Here is a 17,022-nt window from a genome sequence, read left to right on the forward strand (position 1 = left end):
ATCTCGTCCGACCTCACCTTGCGGCATCTCGCAGCGGCGTTGAATCGCCTGCGGGCCGGCGCTATTCCAGCCCCTCGACCAAGTCCTTGCTCTCCCTCAACCCGAGCCCGGTCGCCTCGCGTGCGACCTTGATCGCCTCGATCTTGCGGCCGGCCGAGAGCAGCGCGATGACCTGCGCCTCGACTTCGGGCGACAGGACATGGCTCGGCTCGCTGCCCGATACATCGACCGCGGCGCTCGCCGGCGGCTGATAGCGTGTCGGCACCGGACGATAGACCGGCGGCTGCCCACCAAGCAGCGGATCGCGCACGCGCGAGCGGCGCAGCACCAGCGCGAGCAGAATCACAAAGACGACGCCAAGGGCGATCAGGATGGGAAGAGGAACGAACACATCTGGCTCCTGTGCAATTGACGACTACGTTATATCGCGACGCCGCCATTCAACGCACTGAACGCCGAAATGTCACGCCGTATCGGCTATTGATCCATTCTGCTCTGCCGGCGGGAAACGACACGCGGCATTCGGATTTGCGCAAGAACCATCGTACGATTCCCAATGGCGAAAAGGAGACAATGAAATGCGCATGATACCGCGAAATCCCATCACTGGAGTCTACCCGGCCAGTGACGATTACGTGCATGCGATGGAGGTCATCGCGCCGACCAGATTTCTCTATCTGAGCGGTACGATGGGGCTGGATGAAGCGGGTAGCGCGCCCGAGAATCTGGACGACCAGCTTATCCTCATCTGGAAGAACATCACCCGCATTCTCGCCGAAGCCGAGATGACGGTCGACAATATCGTTCGCCTCACCAGCTACCTCACTGACCATGATTTTGCGGAGGCCAATGCGGCCGCCCGCTGTCGCGCGCTCGGCGACCGCCGCGTTCCGACAACGGCGATCGTCGTCAGGACATTGCTGCCCGAATGGCTGGTGGAGATTGAGGTGGTTGCCGCAGCATGATGGCTGCGCGACGCCGGCGCCGCCAATATCAAAATCTGCGCCAATCCGCCAAATGTCGCTGGCGGACGCGGCGCGCGCTCGCCTAGACTGAGCCGATAACAGCCCATCGAGAGGTCGCCCGTCATGGATCGTCGCCAGTTCCTCGCTTCCGGCGGCATCGCCGCGCTTGCCGCCACCCTGCCGGGCACGGTGCTGGCCGCAGCCGGGACAGGCGCCGATGCCGCGCTTAATGCCGATTTCGAAGAGATCTTCCAGCAGGCGGTCGCGCGGTCACCTGAATTCGCCACCTCGCTCGGCCTCGACAAGGGGCCGCTGGCGGGCGCCAAGAGCCGGTTGTCGCCGCGCACCGCGGAGAAGCGCGCCGCGGATGTGGCGCAGACCAAGACCGCGCTCGCGCGTCTCGCCCAATATGACATGGTCACCCTGTCGCCGCCGGCGCAGCTCAACCTGGAAGTGGTGCGCTATTCGCTCAGCACGCAGATCGCCTCGGCCGATGCCTTCGGCATCGACAGCGCGATCCGCCCCTATCGCATCTTCCAGCAGGGCGGCGCCTATTTCTCCGTGCCCGACTTTCTCAACACCGCACACACCATCAATGCCAGGCCCGATGCCGATGCCTATCTCGCCCGGCTCGATCAGTTCGCGACGGTACTCGACCAGGAAAGCGCATTGCAGGAGGCCGAGGCGGCCAAGGGCTTTCTCGCGCCCGGCTGGTCGCTCGACCTCACTTTGGGCCAGATGCGCAAGCTGCGCGGACAGCCGGCGGCGACGTCGAGCATCGTCCAGTCGCTGGTCACACGCGCCGCGGCCAAGACCATTGCCGGCGACTGGCAAGCCCAGGCGGCCCGGATCGTCGAGAGCAAAATCTATCCAGCACTCGACCGCCAGATCGCGCTGATCGAGAAGCTCAAGCCCGGCACAAAAGCGGGCGACGGCATCTGGCGGGTGCCCAATGGCGACGCGATCTATGCCATGGCGCTGAACCAGGCGACCACCACCATGATGAGCCCCGACGAGGTGCACCGCATCGGTCTGGCGCAAGTGGCGGAAATCACCGCGCAGCTCGACACGATCCTGAAATCGCAGGGCTATACCACGGGCACAGTCGGTGAGCGGCTCGCCAAGCTCAATGTCGCCGCCGATCAGCTCTACGCCAACACGCCGGCCGGCCGCGCCGAGCTGATTGCCGGGCTGAACGAGGGCGTCAAGGCGATGTACGAGCGGCTGCCGCAAGCCTTCGCAACCGTGCCGACCCAGCCGCTGGAAATCCGCGCGGTGCCGGTCGAGATCCAGGACGGCGCATCGAACGGCTATTACAACCGCGCCTCGCTCGATGGCGCGCGGCCGGCGATCTATTTCGTCAATCTCAAGGATGTCGGCGACTGGCCGAAATATACCCTGCCCTCGCTGACTTATCATGAGGGCGTGCCGGGCCATCATCTGCAGATCAGCCTCGCGCAGGAATCGAAGGACATTCCGACCTTGCGCAAGATCGGCTTCTTCTCTGCCTATTCCGAAGGCTGGGCGCTTTATGCCGAGCAGCTGGCGGACGAACTCAAGGCGTATCGCTCGCCGCTGGAACGTGCCGGCTATCTCCAGTCCTTCCTGTTCCGCGCCACGCGGCTGGTGGTCGATACCGGCATCCATGCCAAGCAATGGAGCCGCGAAAAGGCAACCGACTATATGGTCGCGACCACCGGCTTCGCCCAGCCGCGCACCCAGCGCGAGGTCGAACGCTATTGCACCCAGGCGGGCCAGGCCTGCAGCTACAAGGTCGGACACATGGCCTGGACCCGCGCCCGCGAAAAGGCGCAGGCGATGCTGGGCAACAGGTTCGACCTCAAGCAATTCCATGAGATATTGAAGGAAGGCGCAATGCCGCTGAGCATACTCGAGCGCCGCATCGACCAGCGGATAGCGGTACTGAAGAAGGGCTGAGGGCCGGACCTGGCGGCGGCTATGCGAACCAGTAAGCGTGCATCGCGTGCAGGAACGGCTGCTCGGCAACCGGATAGCCCGAGGCGGAGCCGATCACGGAGTCTATCCCGCAATGCGGACAGAACGCCGTACCGTCTCCTTCATCCAGCCAGTCGTCGATCTCCGCCACAATATAGGTTTTGCGGCAATAAAAGCAGCCGCAGATTGCACTGCATTCCAGCTCGCCCCGATGACGGCTGCTATGGCGATGCGCCGCTTTAAGAATGTCCAGGGCATAAGTCATGCGGCCATTATCCATCATGCCGGCGACGTCCGCAACGAAGCGGAACAGGCGAGGCATGTATTCTGCGTATCGATTCCTGATCAGACTATCGCGTCTAACGGCTCCCGCCCCGGTACCTTCACCGGCAGATCATTGATCAGAAGCAGCGCAAGCACCGCCGCCGGGCAGGCGACCTCGCCGGCCAGCCACAGGCGGAGCATCGCCAGTTGCGCCGCCGCGGCCGCCGTTGCGACCAGCGCGCGCGACGTGGTGTCCGGCATGGTGCGCTCAAGCCGCTCGCCGATCATTGCCGCCAGCTTGCGCTGCAATCTGGGCAGGCGGTCCGGATCGAAGATCACGCGCGCCAGAGCTCGCTGTTCCCACAGATGATCGAGCATCATTCGCACCGGCACCACGCCGGCGCGGCCGGTCGCGGCATTGGCCAGCGGCACGAACAGCGGATCGATCACCGCGGCCAGCACATCGTCCTTGCCGCGGAAATGCTCGTAAAAGGTCGAGCGGCCGATATCGGCCTCGGCGATCAGGTCGGCGGTGCGGATCGAGTCATAGCGACGCGCGAAGATCAGGCGGATAAAGGCGTCGACCACCGCCGCCCGCGTCCGGCGCACCCGGCGATCCGGATCGTCTTCGTTTCCCGGCCTCATCGCCTGAGGATACACGATGCGCCCGCGCTTTTTAACCGCCGTTCGCGCGCGGGCGCCGGACATTTTGGGGCGATCGTCCGGAAACGGATTGTACCGCGCTTTATCGGTCGCGATCCTGTCCGGCACGACATAGAGATAGGGTTGCCAAGGGAGACAGCGAATGACCGAGACGCACCGGGTGACCGCGATCCTGCCGAGCAATGATCTCGACGCGAGCGAAGCATTCTACCGCACGCTCGGCTTCGAGGTGGAGAATGACTATGGCGATTACCGCATCCTCGCCGACGGCAAGGGCTGGCATCTGCATTTGAACAAGGTCGCCGGATGGCCGGCGCATATCGAGCATAATCCCTTTGGCCTGTATCTCTATGTCGACGATGTCGATGCGGTCGCCGACCGCGTGCGCGACCTGATCATCGAAAAGGGCACCCCGCACCTCAAGCCCTGGGGCACTTATGAATTCGCCGTCAGCGACCCAAGCGGCACGCTGGTGCGGATCGGGCGCGCGGTCGGTTAGGTCGACATGTAATTTTCAATTGCTTCCCCGGCGAAGGCCGGGGAACAAGAAGTACATCCCCTGAAGGGAATCCCCGCCAATTTTGCTGTTGACCCTCCACTTGGTGGAGACCGTAATCGAGTCGCCATGGGAGTGAAATTGTACACGATCGGCGAATTGGCGAGCCTGACGGGTCAGTCGGTCAGGCGCATCCGTTTCTATTCCGACAAGGGCCTGCTGCCGCCGAACATCCGGTCGGCCAGCAATTACCGGCTCTATGCGGATGCCGATGTCGCGCGGCTCGATCTCATTCGGGCGCTGCGCGATGCGGGTGTCGGGCTCGCGGCAATCGAGACATTGCTGCGCAGCCAATTGTCGCTCCGGGACGTCCTGCGCACCCGGCTCGACATGCTCGAAACCGAGATCCTGGCCAAGCGCAGGACCGCCGCTGTCCTTCGTGCCACGCTTCGCGTCCCAGACCCTGACGCTAATGATTTAAGGAGGCTTTGGACCATGAGCAGATTGAGCAACGCGCAGATGCGCGCCCGTGTCGAAACCTTTGTCGACCGGATCGCCGACGGTGCGCCGATCGACGATGACTGGCGCGAGCGGATGGTGGAGACAAGCGTCCCCGACCTGCCCGAAGACCCGACCGAGGAACAGATCGCGGCATGGGAAGAGATCGCCGCCATGCTGGAAGACGAGAGCTTCGCCCAGGAATTGCGCGCCGAGACCAGCGCCTTCTGGACCGATGCGCTCGACCCGGCGGCGTATCGCGATGCATCGCTGAACACCTATGAGGCAGCGACGCGGGCAGTCGATCAGGATCTCGCACCGGACAGTGCGGAAGGGCGGGCGATCGCACAGGACTGGCTGCGGACATCCGCCCGGGCGATGGGCCGCACGCCCGATCGCGCCTTTATCGACTGGCATATCGCCCAATATGACAAACAGGCGGGCCGCATGGGCCGCTATCGCGAGCTGCTGGCGCAATTACGCGGCGAGACGATCACCCGGGCCGAAAGCCGGGCCTGGGCCTGGTTGAACGATGCGATGAAGGCGGCCGTCCCGGCCTGAGCGTAAGGCGCCCCCCTCTCCCCGTTCGGGCTGAGCTCGTCGAAGTCCTGTTCTTTCTTACCAGGGGAAGAACGACTCCCTTCGACTGCCTGCCAAGGCACGCGGCCAGCACGAACGGGGTGGGCAAGGGCCGCATAACCTTCCCCCGCCCGCCGTGCGAAAAAATTGTCGTACATTGTCCCTCGGGATCGTTCACATCGGGCCCGCGTTGGAGCATGATGTTCACCTGTATCGGGCGCACATCCCCGTCATTCGGAATGGCGCCCTTCAGGACGAAAGGCCGATATCGCTCATGTCCGATCCCCAGACCCTCGAAATGACCCGGCGCAGTATCCTTGGCACCGGTGTGGCCGGCGTCGCGGTCGCCTCCGCGCCCGCCGCTGCACTGGCCGAGGCCCCGCCCTCGCCCGCCGCGGCGCCGCCGACCATGAAGGTCACGCTCAAGGTCAACGGCAAGGCCGGCGCGCTCGATCTCGACACGCGCACGACCCTGCTCGACGCGCTGCGCGAACATTGGAAGCTGACCGGCACCAAGAAGGGCTGCGATCATGGCCAGTGCGGTGCCTGTACGGTGATCGTCGAGGGGCGGCGGATCAATAGCTGCCTGACGCTCGCGGTGATGCATGACGGAGACGAGATCACCACGATCGAGGGGCTTGGCCGGCCCGGCGACCTGCATCCGATGCAGGCCGCGTTCGTGCAGCATGACGGCTTCCAGTGCGGCTACTGCACCCCGGGCCAGATCTGCTCGGCAGTGTCGGTGCTGCAGGAAATCCGCGACGGCATTCCCAGCCATGTCAGTGGCGATATCGTCGCCGCGCCGCAAATGACCGCACACGAGATGCGCGAACGGATGAGCGGCAATATCTGCCGCTGCGGCGCCTATTCGAACATCATCGACGCGATGCAGGACGTTGCCGGGCAACAGGCCAGGAAAGGAGTGAAAGCATGAAAGCCTTCACCTATGAGCGCGCCGCGACCCCGGCCGAGGCCGCGGCGATGGTCGCCCGCAATCCCGGCGCCCGCTTCATTGCCGGCGGCACCAATTTGCTCGACCTGATGAAGCTGCAGATCGAAACCCCGCAGCATCTGGTCGATGTCAACCATCTGAAGCTCAACACGATCGAGGCGACGCCGGAGGGCGGGCTGTGGATCGGCGCACTGGTGCGCAACACCGACCTTGCCGCCGACAAGCGCGTGCGCAAGGATTATGGCGTGCTGTCTCGCGCCTTGCTCGCCGGCGCCTCGGGCCAGTTGCGCAACAAGGCGACCACCGCTGGCAATCTGCTCCAGCGCACCCGCTGCCCCTATTTCTATGACACGACCAAGCCGTGCAACAAGCGCCAGCCCGGCGCGGGCTGCGCCGCGATCGGCGGGTTCAACCGCACTCACGCGGTGCTCGGCGCCAGCGACCAGTGCATCGCCACACATCCGAGCGACATGGCGGTGGCGATGCGGCTGCTCGATGCGAAAGTCGAGACGGTCGATGCCAGCGGCACCGCACGATCGATCCCGATCGCCGATTTCCACCGCTTGCCCGGCGCCACGCCCGAGGTCGAAACCGCGCTGGTCCGCGGCGAGCTGATTACCGGCGTCACCCTGCCCGCGCCGATCGGCGGCGTGCATTCCTATCACAAGGTCCGCGACCGGGCCTCCTATGCCTTTGCATTGATCTCGGTCGCGGCAGTGATCGAGCCGGGCGGACGTAGCGGGCGGCTTGCCTTTGGTGGCCTCGCGCACAAGCCGTGGCGAGTCGAGGCGGCCGAGGCGAACATTCCGAGCGGCGCGAAAGCCACTGCCGCCGGCGTGCTGACGGGCGCGCGCACCACGCCGCAAAACGCGTTCAAGCTGCCGCTGGTCGAGCGCACGCTCGGCGCGGTGTTCGCCGAAGCGAGAGGCTGAGCCATGAAATTCGACACGCCCGCCACGACCAACCCGATCGACCAGCTCAAGGTGATCGGCAAGGCGCATGATCGTATCGACGGCCCGCTCAAGACCAGCGGCCGCGCGCCCTATGCCTATGAACGCCATGATGTCGTGCCCAACCAGGCCTATGGCTTCATTGTCGGCGCGGCGATCGCGACCGGGCGCATCACCCGTATCGACACGGCGGAGGCGCTGGCCGCGCCCGGCGTGCTGGCGGTGGTCACGCATGAAAATGCCGGCAAGCTCGGCAAGGCCGGGGCGATCACCGCGCATCTGCTCGGCGGGCCGCAGGTCGAACATTATGACCAGGCGATCGCGGTGGTGGTCGCGGAAAGCTTCGAACAGGCGCGCGCGGCGGCGAAGCTGGTGCGGGTCGATTATACCCGTGGCACTGGCGCTTATGATCTCGCCGAAGCCAAGGCATCGGCGATCAAGCCCAAGGATGGCTGGGGCGGTGCGTCCGATACGGCGGTCGGCGACTTTGCCGGCGCATTCGCCAAGGCCGCGGTCAAGCTCGACGCGACCTATACCACGCCCGACCAGTGCCACAGCTCGATGGAGCCCCATGCCAGCATCGCCGCGTGGGACGGCAACAAGCTGACGCTGTGGACCTCGAACCAGATGATCGCCTGGGCGGTGCGCGACCTGAGCGAAACGCTGCTCATTCCGAAAGAGGATATCCATGTGATGTCGCCGTTCATCGGCGGCGGCTTCGGCTCGAAACTGTGGATCAGGAGCGACGCGGTGCTTGCCGCGCTTGGCGCGCGCGCAGCAGGGCGTCCGGTCAAGCTCGCGCTGGCGCGGCCGCAGATGTTCAACAACACCACGCACCGTCCCGCGACGATCCAGCGCATCCGCATCGGCGCGACCCGCAAGGGGAAGATTACCGCGATCGGCCATGAAGGCTGGTCGGGTGACCTGCCGGGCGGCGGGCCGGAGACGGCGGTCAACCAGACCCGTCTGCTCTATGCCGGGGCGAACCGCATGACCGCGACGCGGCTGGCGGTGCTCAACCTGCCCGAGGGCAATGCGATGCGCGCGCCGGGCGAAGCGCCGGGGCTGATGGCGCTCGAAATCGCGATGGACGAGATGGCGGAGAGACTGAAGCTCGACCCGGTCGAGTTCCGCATCCTCAACGATACGCAGGTCGATCCGGAAAATCCCGGCACGCCTTTCTCGCATCGCAATCTGATCGGCTGCCTGCGCACCGGCGCGGAACGGTTCGGCTGGGACAAACGCAACCCGAAACCGGCCCAGGTCACTGACGGCCGCTGGCTGGTCGGCATGGGCATGGCGGCGGCGTTCCGCGGCAACCTGACCACCAAGTCCGGCGCGCGGGTCGGCATCGACAAGAAGGGCGTGGTGACCGTCGCGACTGACATGACCGATATCGGCACCGGCAGCTACACGATCATCGCCCAGACCGCCGCCGAGATGATGGGCGTGCCGATCGACAAGGTCGTGGTGCTGCTTGGCGATTCGAGCTTCCCGGTTTCGGCCGGCTCGGGTGGACAATGGGGCGCCAACAGCTCGACCGCCGGCGTCTATGCCGCGTGCCACGCGTTGCGCACCGCGATCGCGCGCAAGCTCGGCATGGATCCCGACACCGCGACCTTCGCCGATGGCAAGGTCAAATCGGGCAAGCGCAGCGTGTCGCTGGCCGAGGCGGCGGGCGATGCCGGCCTGTCGGCGGAGGATTCGATCGAGTTCGGCGATCTTGCCAAGACCTATGCCCAGGCAACCTTCGGCGCGCATTTCGCTGAGGTCGGGGTCGACCGCGCGACCGGCGAGATGCGCATCCGCCGGATGAGCGGCGCGTTCGCCGCCGGGCGCATCCTCAACCCCAAATCGGCGCGCAGCCAGGTGATCGGCGCGATGACCATGGGCGCGGGCGCGGCGCTGATGGAGGAAGCAGTGGTCGATCCGCGCTTCGGCTATTTCGTCAATCACGATCTCGCCGGATATGAAGTGCCGGTCCATGCCGACATCCCACATCAGGACGTGTTCTTCATGGACGAGGTCGACGACAAATCCTCGCCGATGAAGGCCAAGGGCGTGGGCGAACTCGGCATTTGCGGCGTCGCCGCGGCGATCGCCAATGCGGTGTACAATGCTTGCGGCGTCCGGGTGCGCGACTATCCGATCACGCTCGACAAGGTGATCGGGAAATTACCGCCTTATGTGTGAGACTGACGCGCCATAATCACCAGCCGTCACCCCGGACTTGTTCCGGGGTGACGAAAGGGGCGAGCGGACCGATTCAAGGTGTCGGCGATCTCATGGCATCCAGGATCACATCGAATTGGGTGAATTCCCAACCCCGTTCGTGCTGAGCCTGTCGAAGCACCGTTCTTCTCCTCACACGGCAGGAAATTGGTAAGAAGCCTGTGATGACCAACACTCGCCCGCACATCACCCCGCTTGCCTACACCGATGCCGAGATCGCGACGCTCGATCTCCCGGGCGGCACGCTGAGCATCACGCGCGGCATCGGCTCGGGCCTCGCGCGCCGTGCCGGCGATGCGGCGGGCATCTTCTGGGCGATCGGCGACCGCGGCCCCAATCTCAAGGTCGAGCCGGCGGTCGCGCGCTACGGCCTCATCGCGGTCGCTCGCCATGCCGATGCCGAGGGCGCCAAGGTCATGCCGCGCCCCGATATCGGCCCGGCTCTGTCCGAACTGCGCATCGAAGGCGACACCGTCGCATTGCTCCGTACCCTGCCACTTCGCGGCCGCAGCGGCACAGCGATATCCGGCCTGCCCACCCCCGGCGGCGCGAACAGCATCAGCGAACCGGCGATCGCGCTCGACGGCACGATCCTCGCGCCCGATCCGTCCGGTGCCGATACCGAAGGCGTGGCGGCCGCGCCCGACGGCAGCTTCTGGGTCGGCGACGAATATGGTCCGTCGCTGTTCCGCATCGCCGCCGACGGCACGGTGATCGCCCGCTGGGTGCCGAGCGGCACGGAAGAGCTGTTCGCCGGCGCCGACTATCCGGTGATCGGTGCGCTCCCGGCCATCGCCGCGCGCCGCCAGATCAACCGCGGCATCGAGGCGCTGGCATTGTCGGACGACGGCGCCTGGCTCTATCTCGCGTTCCAGAGCCCGCTCGCTCATCCCGATGCCGAAGCGCACCGCAGGGCAAAGCATGTCCGCATCTGGAAAATGGACACGGCAACCGGCGCGGTCGCCGCGCAATATCTCTACCCGTTCGATCCGCCCGAAAGCTTTCGCCGCGACTGTGCGCTGGGCGCAGTGGACTGGTCCGATCTCAAGGTCAGCGAACTCGTCCTGTTTGCCGCAGATCGCCTGCTGATCCTCGAACGCGGTTCCGCGACCACCAAGCTCTATACCGTCCAACTCGATCCGGCGCATGAGACCGGCCCGGAACTGCTTGACGACGCGGTGCGCCCGACACTCGAACAGCTCAGCGCCGATGGCCTGATCGGTGACCGGGCGCTGGAGAAGACGCTGATCCTCGACAGCGACGACCTGCCCGAGATTGATGCGGATCTCGAAGGGCTAATCCTGCTGTCGGCAAATACGTTGCTGCTGGTCAACGACAATGATTTCGGTACGGAGGGCCTGCAGACCAAATTCTGGCGGGTGGAATTACCAATCGGCTTGCCGGCCGATTGACGATCGATTTAAGAGTTCCGACGCGCCACCGCTCAAACCGACCAGGCCGCCAGATCATCCTCCTGCCCGATCAGCGCCAGGCCGTGTGCGATCGAGGTGAGTTCACCGCCCGATGCAATCGCATCCTCGCCGAAGCGCTGTGCGAAGATCGCCCGAACACGTGGCGTCAGCGACGTCCCGCCGGTCAGGAAGACGCGATCGACCTGCGCTGCCGTCACCCCCGCGACCGCCAGCGCGCGATCCACCGTCTGGTCGATCCGCGCAATATCCTCGGCGATCCAGGTCTCGAACTCGGCGCGGGTGACATCGGCCTCGATCGTCAAGCCGGCGCCGGCGAAATGGAAATGCGCCTGATCGCCGCTCGACAAGGCGCGCTTCAGCCGGCCGACCGCATCGTAGAGCGGATAACCCAGTTCCTGCTCGATCACCGCAATCATTCGGCCGATCGCCTCGGGGTCGGTCGCGTTGCGGCGCAGTTGCTCAAGCTCGGCCATGGTCTTGCGATTGCGCATCAGCGCCAGCCGCGACCAGTCAGCGAAATCGGCAAAATAGCCGCGCGGGATTTCCAGCAGCTTGCCGAACGAGCGATAGCTGCTGCCCTTGCCGAGCATCGGCAGCACCAGCCGGTCGATGATGCGGTAATCGAACCGGTCGCCGGCGATGCCAATACCGGCATGGCCCAGCGGCTCGCAGCGCCGCGCGGCGCCGGGTGCGGCAATGCGCACAACTGAAAAGTCGCTGGTGCCGCCGCCGAAATCGGCAACCAGCACCGTCGCCGGATCGGTCAGCCGCGACGCGAAGCTATAGGCCGCGCCGACCGGCTCATAGACATAATGGATCTCCGCCCCGATCCCGGCGAACATCGCGTCATAGCGTGTGCGGGCAAGCGCCGCGTCGGGCCGGCTGCCGGCATATTCGACCGGCCGGCCGACCACCACGCGCGCCGGCGCAGCGCTCAGCCGCCCGCCGCTGCGTGCGCGCATCTTGTCGAGAAACAGCCGCCCGAGATCCTCGAAGCGCAGCCGCCGCTCGAAGATCGAGGCCGTTTCGAAACTGGCGCTCGCCGCGACCGACTTAAAGGACTGCACGAAGCGGCTGTCCTGCGGATAGTCGAGATATTCGGCGATCGCCCAAGGCCCTGCTTCCGACGCAATCCCGCCGCGCACCGCCTCGTCATGCCAGAAACAGAGGGCAGAGCGGAACACCGCGTCCCGACCGTCGGGCGCGTCGAAGTCGATCAGGTCGGGCGGCGCGCCAGCAGGGGCGAGCGCGGCAACGCTGTTGGTCGTGCCGAAATCGAGCCCGAGCACGGGGCCTTGGGTCTGCATGACACGTCTCTCTGGATTTTTTACGCGGGTCTCGAGCCCGGCGGGCCGGTGCCTTTGCGCCGGGTCGGCGCCAAGGGCAAGCGGGGAATGGTGATTGAGGACTATTGCGCAATTAAATGCCGGCGGTGACCCCGGACTTGGTCGTCCGTATACTTCCCAAATCGCTTCCCCCGGCGAAGGCCTGGGCCCAGTAGCGAACCAGACTGTAATTGCCGTTGCGCTTCACTATTTCCGCCTTTCCGACTGGGCCCCGGCCTTCGCCGGGGAAGCGATAAAGGGGATTTGGCCTTGTCGCTCCCTAACCCGCCGCCCGATTGATGTCCGCATTGTCCAGCACCGGCTTGTCGAACCCGTGCCGCGCCACCGTGATCATCGCGCGCCCGACATTCTCGGTCGTGGTCACGGCCCCCGGCCATTGCCGCCGGATCGGGCCGGCGATCCAGCCAGTCAGGGCATAGGCCGCGCGGTACCAGCCCGTCTTGGACACGATGCCGTGCAGCGGCTGGATAAAGCCCGGCCGGAACATGAAATTGGCCTTGAACGGCAGCCGCGCCAGCGCCGCCTCGGTCCGGCCCTTGACCCGCGCCCACATCATCCGGCTCTGCTCGCTCGTGCCCGCGCCGGTGACATAGACGAAGATCGCGCCGGGATTGAGCGCCGCGATCCGCTCCGCGACGACCAGGGTCATGTCATGGGTGATACGAGTATAATCCGCCTCGCTCATCCCCGCGACCGACACGCCGAGGCAGAAGAAGCATGCGTCGCACTGCAGCAGGCCCTCGCGCACGTCGCCGATCGCGAACATGTCCTCGACCACCAACTCGCGCAGCTTGTCATGCGGTACGCCGGTGATCGCACGGCCGACCGTCATCACCCCGGTGACGCCATCATCGAGCAGACATTCGCGCAGCACGCCGCGCCCAACCATGCCGGTCGCACCAAAGATCAGGACTTTCATGCGCGGGAGACTAGCAGCGCAGCGTCCGGTGCGAAAGCGCAGGCCGGCCATGGCGGTAGCGCGTCACGCTTCCTATCTCCGACATCGATCAAGGAGATCATCCATGTCCGACCAGACCATCATCGACAGGCCAATCAAGAGTCCCGGTCCCGACCATCCCATCACCATCACCGCCGATCCGTCGCGTGTGCAGGTGCTCGTTGCCGGCAAGACCATCGCCGACAGCCGCAATGCGCTCATCCTGCAGGAGGCGTCCTATCCGCCGGTCCATTACATCCCGCGCGCCGATCTCGACCTGACGCTGGTCGAACGCACCACCCATTCGAGCTATTGCCCGTACAAGGGCGAGGCCTCCTATTTCAGCATCCCGGCGGGCGGCGAGCGGTCGGTCAATGCGATCTGGACCTACGAGGCGCCCTATGGCCCGGTCGCCCAGATCAGGGACCATGTCGCCTTCTACCCCGACCGCGTCGATCAGATCATCGTCGAACCCTGACTTACCTGACGGCGTTCACTTCCCTGATCAGCTCGATCAACGCACGCAGGCCGGCGGGCACGTGCCGCCGGCCGGGATAATAGAGGCACAACCCGGGATAGGGCGGGCACCAGTCGTCGAGCACGCTGATCAGCCGCCCGGCGGCGATATGGTCAGCGACCGACCATTCGCTGAGCAACGACAGCCCCGCCCCGGCGAGTACCGCTTCCTGCATCAGGGTCATCTCGTCGAGCGTCAGCGCGCCGGGCACATCGATCTCCACAGTCTCGCCGCGCCGCTCAAATTCCCAATGATAGATCGCCCCGCTCGCCATGCGTGCGCGGATGCATTGATGTTGCAGCAGGTCGGTGGGCACCTGTGGCCGGTTGCGCCCCTCGAAATAGGCTGGCGATCCGACCACACGCATGCGTTGATCCCCGCCGATCGGCACCGCGATCATGTCCTGCGGCACCACCTCCCTGATGCGGATGCCGGCGTCGAAGCCCTGGCCGACAATATCGACCAGCCGCCCCTCGGTGACCAGCATCAGGTTCATCTGCGGATAGCGTTTGAGATAGGCGAGGAAGATCGGCGTCAAGATCATCCGCGCCGCGCCCGCAGAGGTGTTGATGCGCAGCGTGCCGGTGGGCGTATCGCGGTGGCTGTTGATGCCCTCGATCGCGCCGCCGATATCGGCCAGTGCGGGGGCGATGCGGGCGATGAACTGCTCGCCGGCATCGGTCGGCGAAACACTGCGCGTGGTTCGGTTGAACAGCCGCACGCCAAGCCGCGCCTCGAGCGTCGCCACCGCATGGCTGAGCGCGGAAGGGCTCATGCCAAGCTCAGTCGCCGCCGCACGAAAGCTGCCAAGCCGTGCAACCGCGACGATCGCGTCATATTCGGTCAGGCCGGTCCTGAGCCCCGTCTTGGCCATTGTGCGATATCCTGCATCACTTCATGCCGGTCTATCCCGCTTATTCGGCCAATGCCAGCGACATACATCGCGGGCTCCCAGCCAGGAGACCCGACATGAAGATCATCGACCAAGTCTATATCGACGGCGCGTTCGTCACCCCGCACGGCACCGAATTGTTCGATCTGTACAATCCGGCGACTGCAACGGTGATCGGCCAGGTCCGCCTTGGCGACGAGACCGACACGCGCACCGCGATCGCTGCAGCGAAGCGCGCCTTTGCCGACTTCTCGCGCACCAGCAAGGAAGAGCGGATCGCGCTGCTCGACCGTCTCGCCGATGCGATCGAGGCGCGCACCGCCGACATCACCGAAGCGGTGATCGAGGAATATGGCGCACCGATGTCGCGCGCTGCCTGGATGGCCGATTATGCGGTCGGCACCTTCCGCCTCGCCGCGAAGACATTGGAGAGCTACGAGTTCATCCGCCAGATCGGCACTGCACGGGTGACGATGGAACCACTTGGCGTGGTCGGGCTGATCACGCCGTGGAACAGCGATGCCGGTTTCATCTGCGGCAAACTGGCGATGGTCGTCGCGTCGGGATCGACTTGCGTGATCAAGCCGAGCGAGATGAGCGCGATCCAGACCCAGATCGTCACTGAGGCGCTACACGCCGCCGGCCTGCCCGCCGGTGTATTCAACATCGTCAACGGGCGCGGCGAGGTGGTCGGCGCGGAAATCAGCGCGCACCGCGATATCGCCAAGGTGTCGTTCACTGGGTCGACCGCGACCGGCCGCGCAATCCTGCGCGCCGGCGCCGAGACGATGAAGCGCGTCACGCTCGAACTTGGCGGAAAATCGCCCATGATCATTCTCGACGATGCCGATTTCGCGGCCGCCGTGCCTTTCGTGCTCGGGGCGGGATTCATGAACAGCGGCCAGGCCTGCGTGGCCGGCACGCGCATCCTGGTGCCCGAAAGCCGCCTGGCCGAGTTCGAAGCGGCGATCAGGACAGCGATTGCCAGGATCAAATCGGGCAATCCGCGCGAGGCGGACACGGCGATCGGCCCGATGGTCAGCCAGCGCCAATGGGACCGCGTCCAGGGCTATATCGCCAAGGGCCTCGCAGAGGGCGCAACCTTGCTCGCCGGCGGCGAAGGCCGGCCCGACGGCACGGCGGACGGCTGGTTCGTCAAGCCGACGGTATTCACCAATGTCCGCAACGACATGGTCATCGCACGCGACGAGATTTTCGGCCCGGTGCTGTCGATCATTCCCTATCGCGACGATGAGCAGGCGATCGAGATCGCCAACGATACCGATTACGGCCTGCACGCCTATGTCGCCGGCGGCGACGAAACACGCGCCCGCGCAGTCGCCGACCGGATCGTTGCCGGCCGCGTGATCATCAACGCCGCGCCGATGGAGATGAACGCGCCGTTCGGCGGCTTCAAGCAATCGGGCATCGGCCGTGAAAATGGCGTGTTCGGGCTCGAAGCCTATCTCGAACCCAAGGCGGTGATGGGCTGAACTGCGTCGGGGGCGACCGCCATCGCCCCCCGGCCATCATTCGGTTATCACCGGACCAATGGACCACCCGACCCTCTACAGCTTCCGCCGCTGCCCCTATGCCATGCGTGCGCGCATGGCATTGCTGGTCAGCGGCGTGGCGTTCGCGCTGCACGAGGTCAGCCTGCGCGACAAGCCGGCGGCGATGCTCGCCGCCTCGCCCAAGGGCACGGTCCCGGTGCTGGTATTGCCGGATGGCCGGGTGATCGATGAGAGCCTCGACATCATGCGCCACGCCCTCGCGCACAACGACCCGGAACACTGGCTGGCCGGCGACGATGCGGCGCTGATCGCCGCCAATGACGGCCCGTTCAAGCATCATCTCGACCGCTACAAATATCCCGACCGCCACCATAGCGACCCGATCGAGCACCGCGCCGCGGGACTGGCGCTCCTTGCCGATCTCGACACGCGGCTCGCCGGCGCCGCCAATCTGTGCGGCGAGCATCGCACATTGACCGATATCGCGCTGATGCCGTTCGTGCGCCAGTTCGCTGCGGTCGATCGCGACTGGTTCGATGCGCAGCCTGTGCCGGGGGTGCGGCGCTGGCTCGACGCCCATATCGCGTCGTCGCTGTTCGTCAGCGCGATGGCGCTCGGCAGATCCGGGCCGGCGGCTTCCTAGCGGACCCGGAGTTGGCTCTCAGGCCAGCCCAGATATTGTCTCCCCGGTGACAGCCTGTTCAATTCCAGCCATTATAGCCGGGCGTTGCAAAATGTCTGGTCGCCGAGACTCCGTTTGGGAGGCGTATATGGATCGTCGAGCGAGCGCCGTCCTGGCCATGCTGATAGCATCCCTCGTCCTCCCCT

The 17,022-nt window shown here is 65.4% G+C and carries 17 protein-coding genes; 11 read left to right on the top strand and 6 right to left on the bottom strand.

Going from position 1 to position 17,022, the window contains the following annotated elements:
* Positions 1-61: 61 nt before the first annotated feature.
* Positions 62-391, bottom strand: a complete 330-nt coding sequence (locus tag ACRECS_RS16095; protein ID WP_431583965.1) for a ribosomal protein L7/L12 — start codon at positions 389-391, stop codon at positions 62-64.
* 187 nt (positions 392-578) lie between these two features.
* On the opposite strand from ACRECS_RS16095, the gene ACRECS_RS16100 reads away from it, so the two are divergent.
* Both ACRECS_RS16100 and ACRECS_RS16105 read left to right on the top strand, forming a co-directional pair.
* Positions 579-965, top strand: coding sequence for a RidA family protein (locus tag ACRECS_RS16100; protein ID WP_431583966.1), 387 nt, complete (start codon positions 579-581; stop codon positions 963-965).
* A gap of 123 nt (positions 966-1,088) precedes the next feature.
* Positions 1,089-2,903 carry a DUF885 domain-containing protein gene (locus ACRECS_RS16105; RefSeq protein ID WP_431583967.1) on the top strand — a complete coding sequence of 605 codons (1,815 nt, stop codon included), beginning with the start codon at positions 1,089-1,091 and terminating at the stop codon, positions 2,901-2,903.
* A gap of 19 nt (positions 2,904-2,922) precedes the next feature.
* Here ACRECS_RS16105 and ACRECS_RS16110 read toward each other — a convergent pair whose 3' ends face one another.
* Complete coding sequence (locus ACRECS_RS16110) at positions 2,923-3,243, bottom strand: hypothetical protein (RefSeq protein ID WP_431583968.1); 321 nt, start codon at positions 3,241-3,243, stop codon at positions 2,923-2,925.
* Positions 3,244-3,266: 23 nt separating this feature from the next.
* Positions 3,267-3,794: a TetR/AcrR family transcriptional regulator gene (locus tag ACRECS_RS16115; protein WP_431583969.1), complete on the bottom strand. Its 528-nt coding sequence runs from the start codon at positions 3,792-3,794 to the stop codon at positions 3,267-3,269.
* A 196-nt stretch (positions 3,795-3,990) separates the two neighbouring features.
* Here ACRECS_RS16115 and ACRECS_RS16120 point away from each other — a divergent pair, with 196 nt between their 5' ends.
* From ACRECS_RS16120 to ACRECS_RS16145, 6 genes are all read left to right on the top strand, one after another.
* Positions 3,991-4,347, top strand: a complete 357-nt coding sequence (locus ACRECS_RS16120) for a VOC family protein (protein WP_431583970.1) — start codon at positions 3,991-3,993, stop codon at positions 4,345-4,347.
* A 126-nt stretch (positions 4,348-4,473) separates the two neighbouring features.
* Complete coding sequence (locus ACRECS_RS16125) at positions 4,474-5,403, top strand: MerR family transcriptional regulator (RefSeq protein ID WP_431583971.1); 930 nt, start codon at positions 4,474-4,476, stop codon at positions 5,401-5,403.
* Between the two features lie 292 nt (positions 5,404-5,695).
* Complete coding sequence (gene paoA, locus ACRECS_RS16130; RefSeq protein WP_431583972.1) at positions 5,696-6,355, top strand: aldehyde dehydrogenase iron-sulfur subunit PaoA; 660 nt, start codon at positions 5,696-5,698, stop codon at positions 6,353-6,355.
* Positions 6,352-7,305, top strand: a complete 954-nt coding sequence (locus ACRECS_RS16135) for an FAD binding domain-containing protein (RefSeq protein WP_431583973.1) — start codon at positions 6,352-6,354, stop codon at positions 7,303-7,305. Before paoA ends, ACRECS_RS16135 begins: the two co-directional genes overlap by 4 nt.
* Positions 7,306-7,308: 3 nt before the next feature.
* Positions 7,309-9,516: an aldehyde oxidoreductase molybdenum-binding subunit PaoC gene (gene paoC / locus ACRECS_RS16140; RefSeq protein WP_431583974.1), complete on the top strand. Its 2,208-nt coding sequence runs from the start codon at positions 7,309-7,311 to the stop codon at positions 9,514-9,516.
* A 203-nt stretch (positions 9,517-9,719) separates the two neighbouring features.
* Positions 9,720-10,967: an esterase-like activity of phytase family protein gene (locus tag ACRECS_RS16145; protein ID WP_431583975.1), complete on the top strand. Its 1,248-nt coding sequence runs from the start codon at positions 9,720-9,722 to the stop codon at positions 10,965-10,967.
* Positions 10,968-10,999: 32 nt separating this feature from the next.
* Here the strand turns inward: ACRECS_RS16145 and ACRECS_RS16150 are convergent, their stop codons facing one another.
* Together ACRECS_RS16150 and ACRECS_RS16155 are read right to left on the bottom strand one after the other, a co-directional pair.
* Entirely contained in the window at positions 11,000-12,295 is a 1,296-nt protein-coding gene (locus tag ACRECS_RS16150; protein WP_431583976.1) for an Hsp70 family protein, read from the bottom strand.
* Positions 12,296-12,593: 298 nt separating this feature from the next.
* The gene (locus ACRECS_RS16155; protein WP_431583977.1) at positions 12,594-13,253 is read right to left on the bottom strand and encodes an NAD-dependent epimerase/dehydratase family protein; all 660 of its coding nucleotides are present in this window, start codon (positions 13,251-13,253) and stop codon (positions 12,594-12,596) included.
* A gap of 103 nt (positions 13,254-13,356) precedes the next feature.
* On the opposite strand from ACRECS_RS16155, the gene ACRECS_RS16160 reads away from it, so the two are divergent.
* Positions 13,357-13,749 (top strand): DUF427 domain-containing protein, encoded by a 393-nt coding sequence (locus tag ACRECS_RS16160; protein ID WP_431583978.1) that lies wholly within the window; start codon positions 13,357-13,359, stop codon positions 13,747-13,749.
* Position 13,750: 1 nt separating this feature from the next.
* Here the strand turns inward: ACRECS_RS16160 and ACRECS_RS16165 are convergent, their stop codons facing one another.
* Complete coding sequence (locus ACRECS_RS16165; protein ID WP_431583979.1) at positions 13,751-14,662, bottom strand: LysR family transcriptional regulator; 912 nt, start codon at positions 14,660-14,662, stop codon at positions 13,751-13,753.
* A gap of 95 nt (positions 14,663-14,757) precedes the next feature.
* On the opposite strand from ACRECS_RS16165, the gene ACRECS_RS16170 reads away from it, so the two are divergent.
* On the top strand, positions 14,758-16,173 hold the full coding sequence (locus tag ACRECS_RS16170; protein WP_431583980.1) for an aldehyde dehydrogenase family protein: 1,416 nt from the start codon (positions 14,758-14,760) through the stop codon (positions 16,171-16,173).
* Between the two features lie 58 nt (positions 16,174-16,231).
* Complete coding sequence (locus ACRECS_RS16175) at positions 16,232-16,837, top strand: glutathione S-transferase (protein WP_431583981.1); 606 nt, start codon at positions 16,232-16,234, stop codon at positions 16,835-16,837.
* Positions 16,838-17,022 lie beyond the last annotated feature (185 nt).

The organism is Sphingomonas sp. (assembly GCF_050725575.1).
GTDB lineage: Bacteria > Pseudomonadota > Alphaproteobacteria > Sphingomonadales > Sphingomonadaceae > Sphingomonas.

Bases quoted from the DNA above. Each gene is read 5' to 3' on its own strand.
- ACRECS_RS16100 (WP_431583966.1), top strand. From the start codon at position 579: ATGCGCATGATACCGCGAAATCCCATCACTGGAGTCTACCCGGCCAGT.
- ACRECS_RS16105 (WP_431583967.1), top strand. From the start codon at position 1,089: ATGGATCGTCGCCAGTTCCTCGCTTCCGGCGGCATCGCCGCGCTTGCC.
- ACRECS_RS16110 (WP_431583968.1), bottom strand. From the start codon at position 3,243: ATGCCTCGCCTGTTCCGCTTCGTTGCGGACGTCGCCGGCATGATGGAT.
- ACRECS_RS16120 (WP_431583970.1), top strand. From the start codon at position 3,991: ATGACCGAGACGCACCGGGTGACCGCGATCCTGCCGAGCAATGATCTC.
- ACRECS_RS16125 (WP_431583971.1), top strand. From the start codon at position 4,474: ATGGGAGTGAAATTGTACACGATCGGCGAATTGGCGAGCCTGACGGGT.
- paoA (WP_431583972.1), top strand. From the start codon at position 5,696: ATGTCCGATCCCCAGACCCTCGAAATGACCCGGCGCAGTATCCTTGGC.
- ACRECS_RS16135 (WP_431583973.1), top strand. From the start codon at position 6,352: ATGAAAGCCTTCACCTATGAGCGCGCCGCGACCCCGGCCGAGGCCGCG.
- paoC (WP_431583974.1), top strand. From the start codon at position 7,309: ATGAAATTCGACACGCCCGCCACGACCAACCCGATCGACCAGCTCAAG.
- ACRECS_RS16145 (WP_431583975.1), top strand. From the start codon at position 9,720: ATGACCAACACTCGCCCGCACATCACCCCGCTTGCCTACACCGATGCC.
- ACRECS_RS16150 (WP_431583976.1), bottom strand. From the start codon at position 12,295: ATGCAGACCCAAGGCCCCGTGCTCGGGCTCGATTTCGGCACGACCAAC.
- ACRECS_RS16155 (WP_431583977.1), bottom strand. From the start codon at position 13,253: ATGAAAGTCCTGATCTTTGGTGCGACCGGCATGGTTGGGCGCGGCGTG.
- ACRECS_RS16160 (WP_431583978.1), top strand. From the start codon at position 13,357: ATGTCCGACCAGACCATCATCGACAGGCCAATCAAGAGTCCCGGTCCC.
- ACRECS_RS16165 (WP_431583979.1), bottom strand. From the start codon at position 14,662: ATGGCCAAGACGGGGCTCAGGACCGGCCTGACCGAATATGACGCGATC.
- ACRECS_RS16170 (WP_431583980.1), top strand. From the start codon at position 14,758: ATGAAGATCATCGACCAAGTCTATATCGACGGCGCGTTCGTCACCCCG.
- ACRECS_RS16175 (WP_431583981.1), top strand. From the start codon at position 16,232: ATGGACCACCCGACCCTCTACAGCTTCCGCCGCTGCCCCTATGCCATG.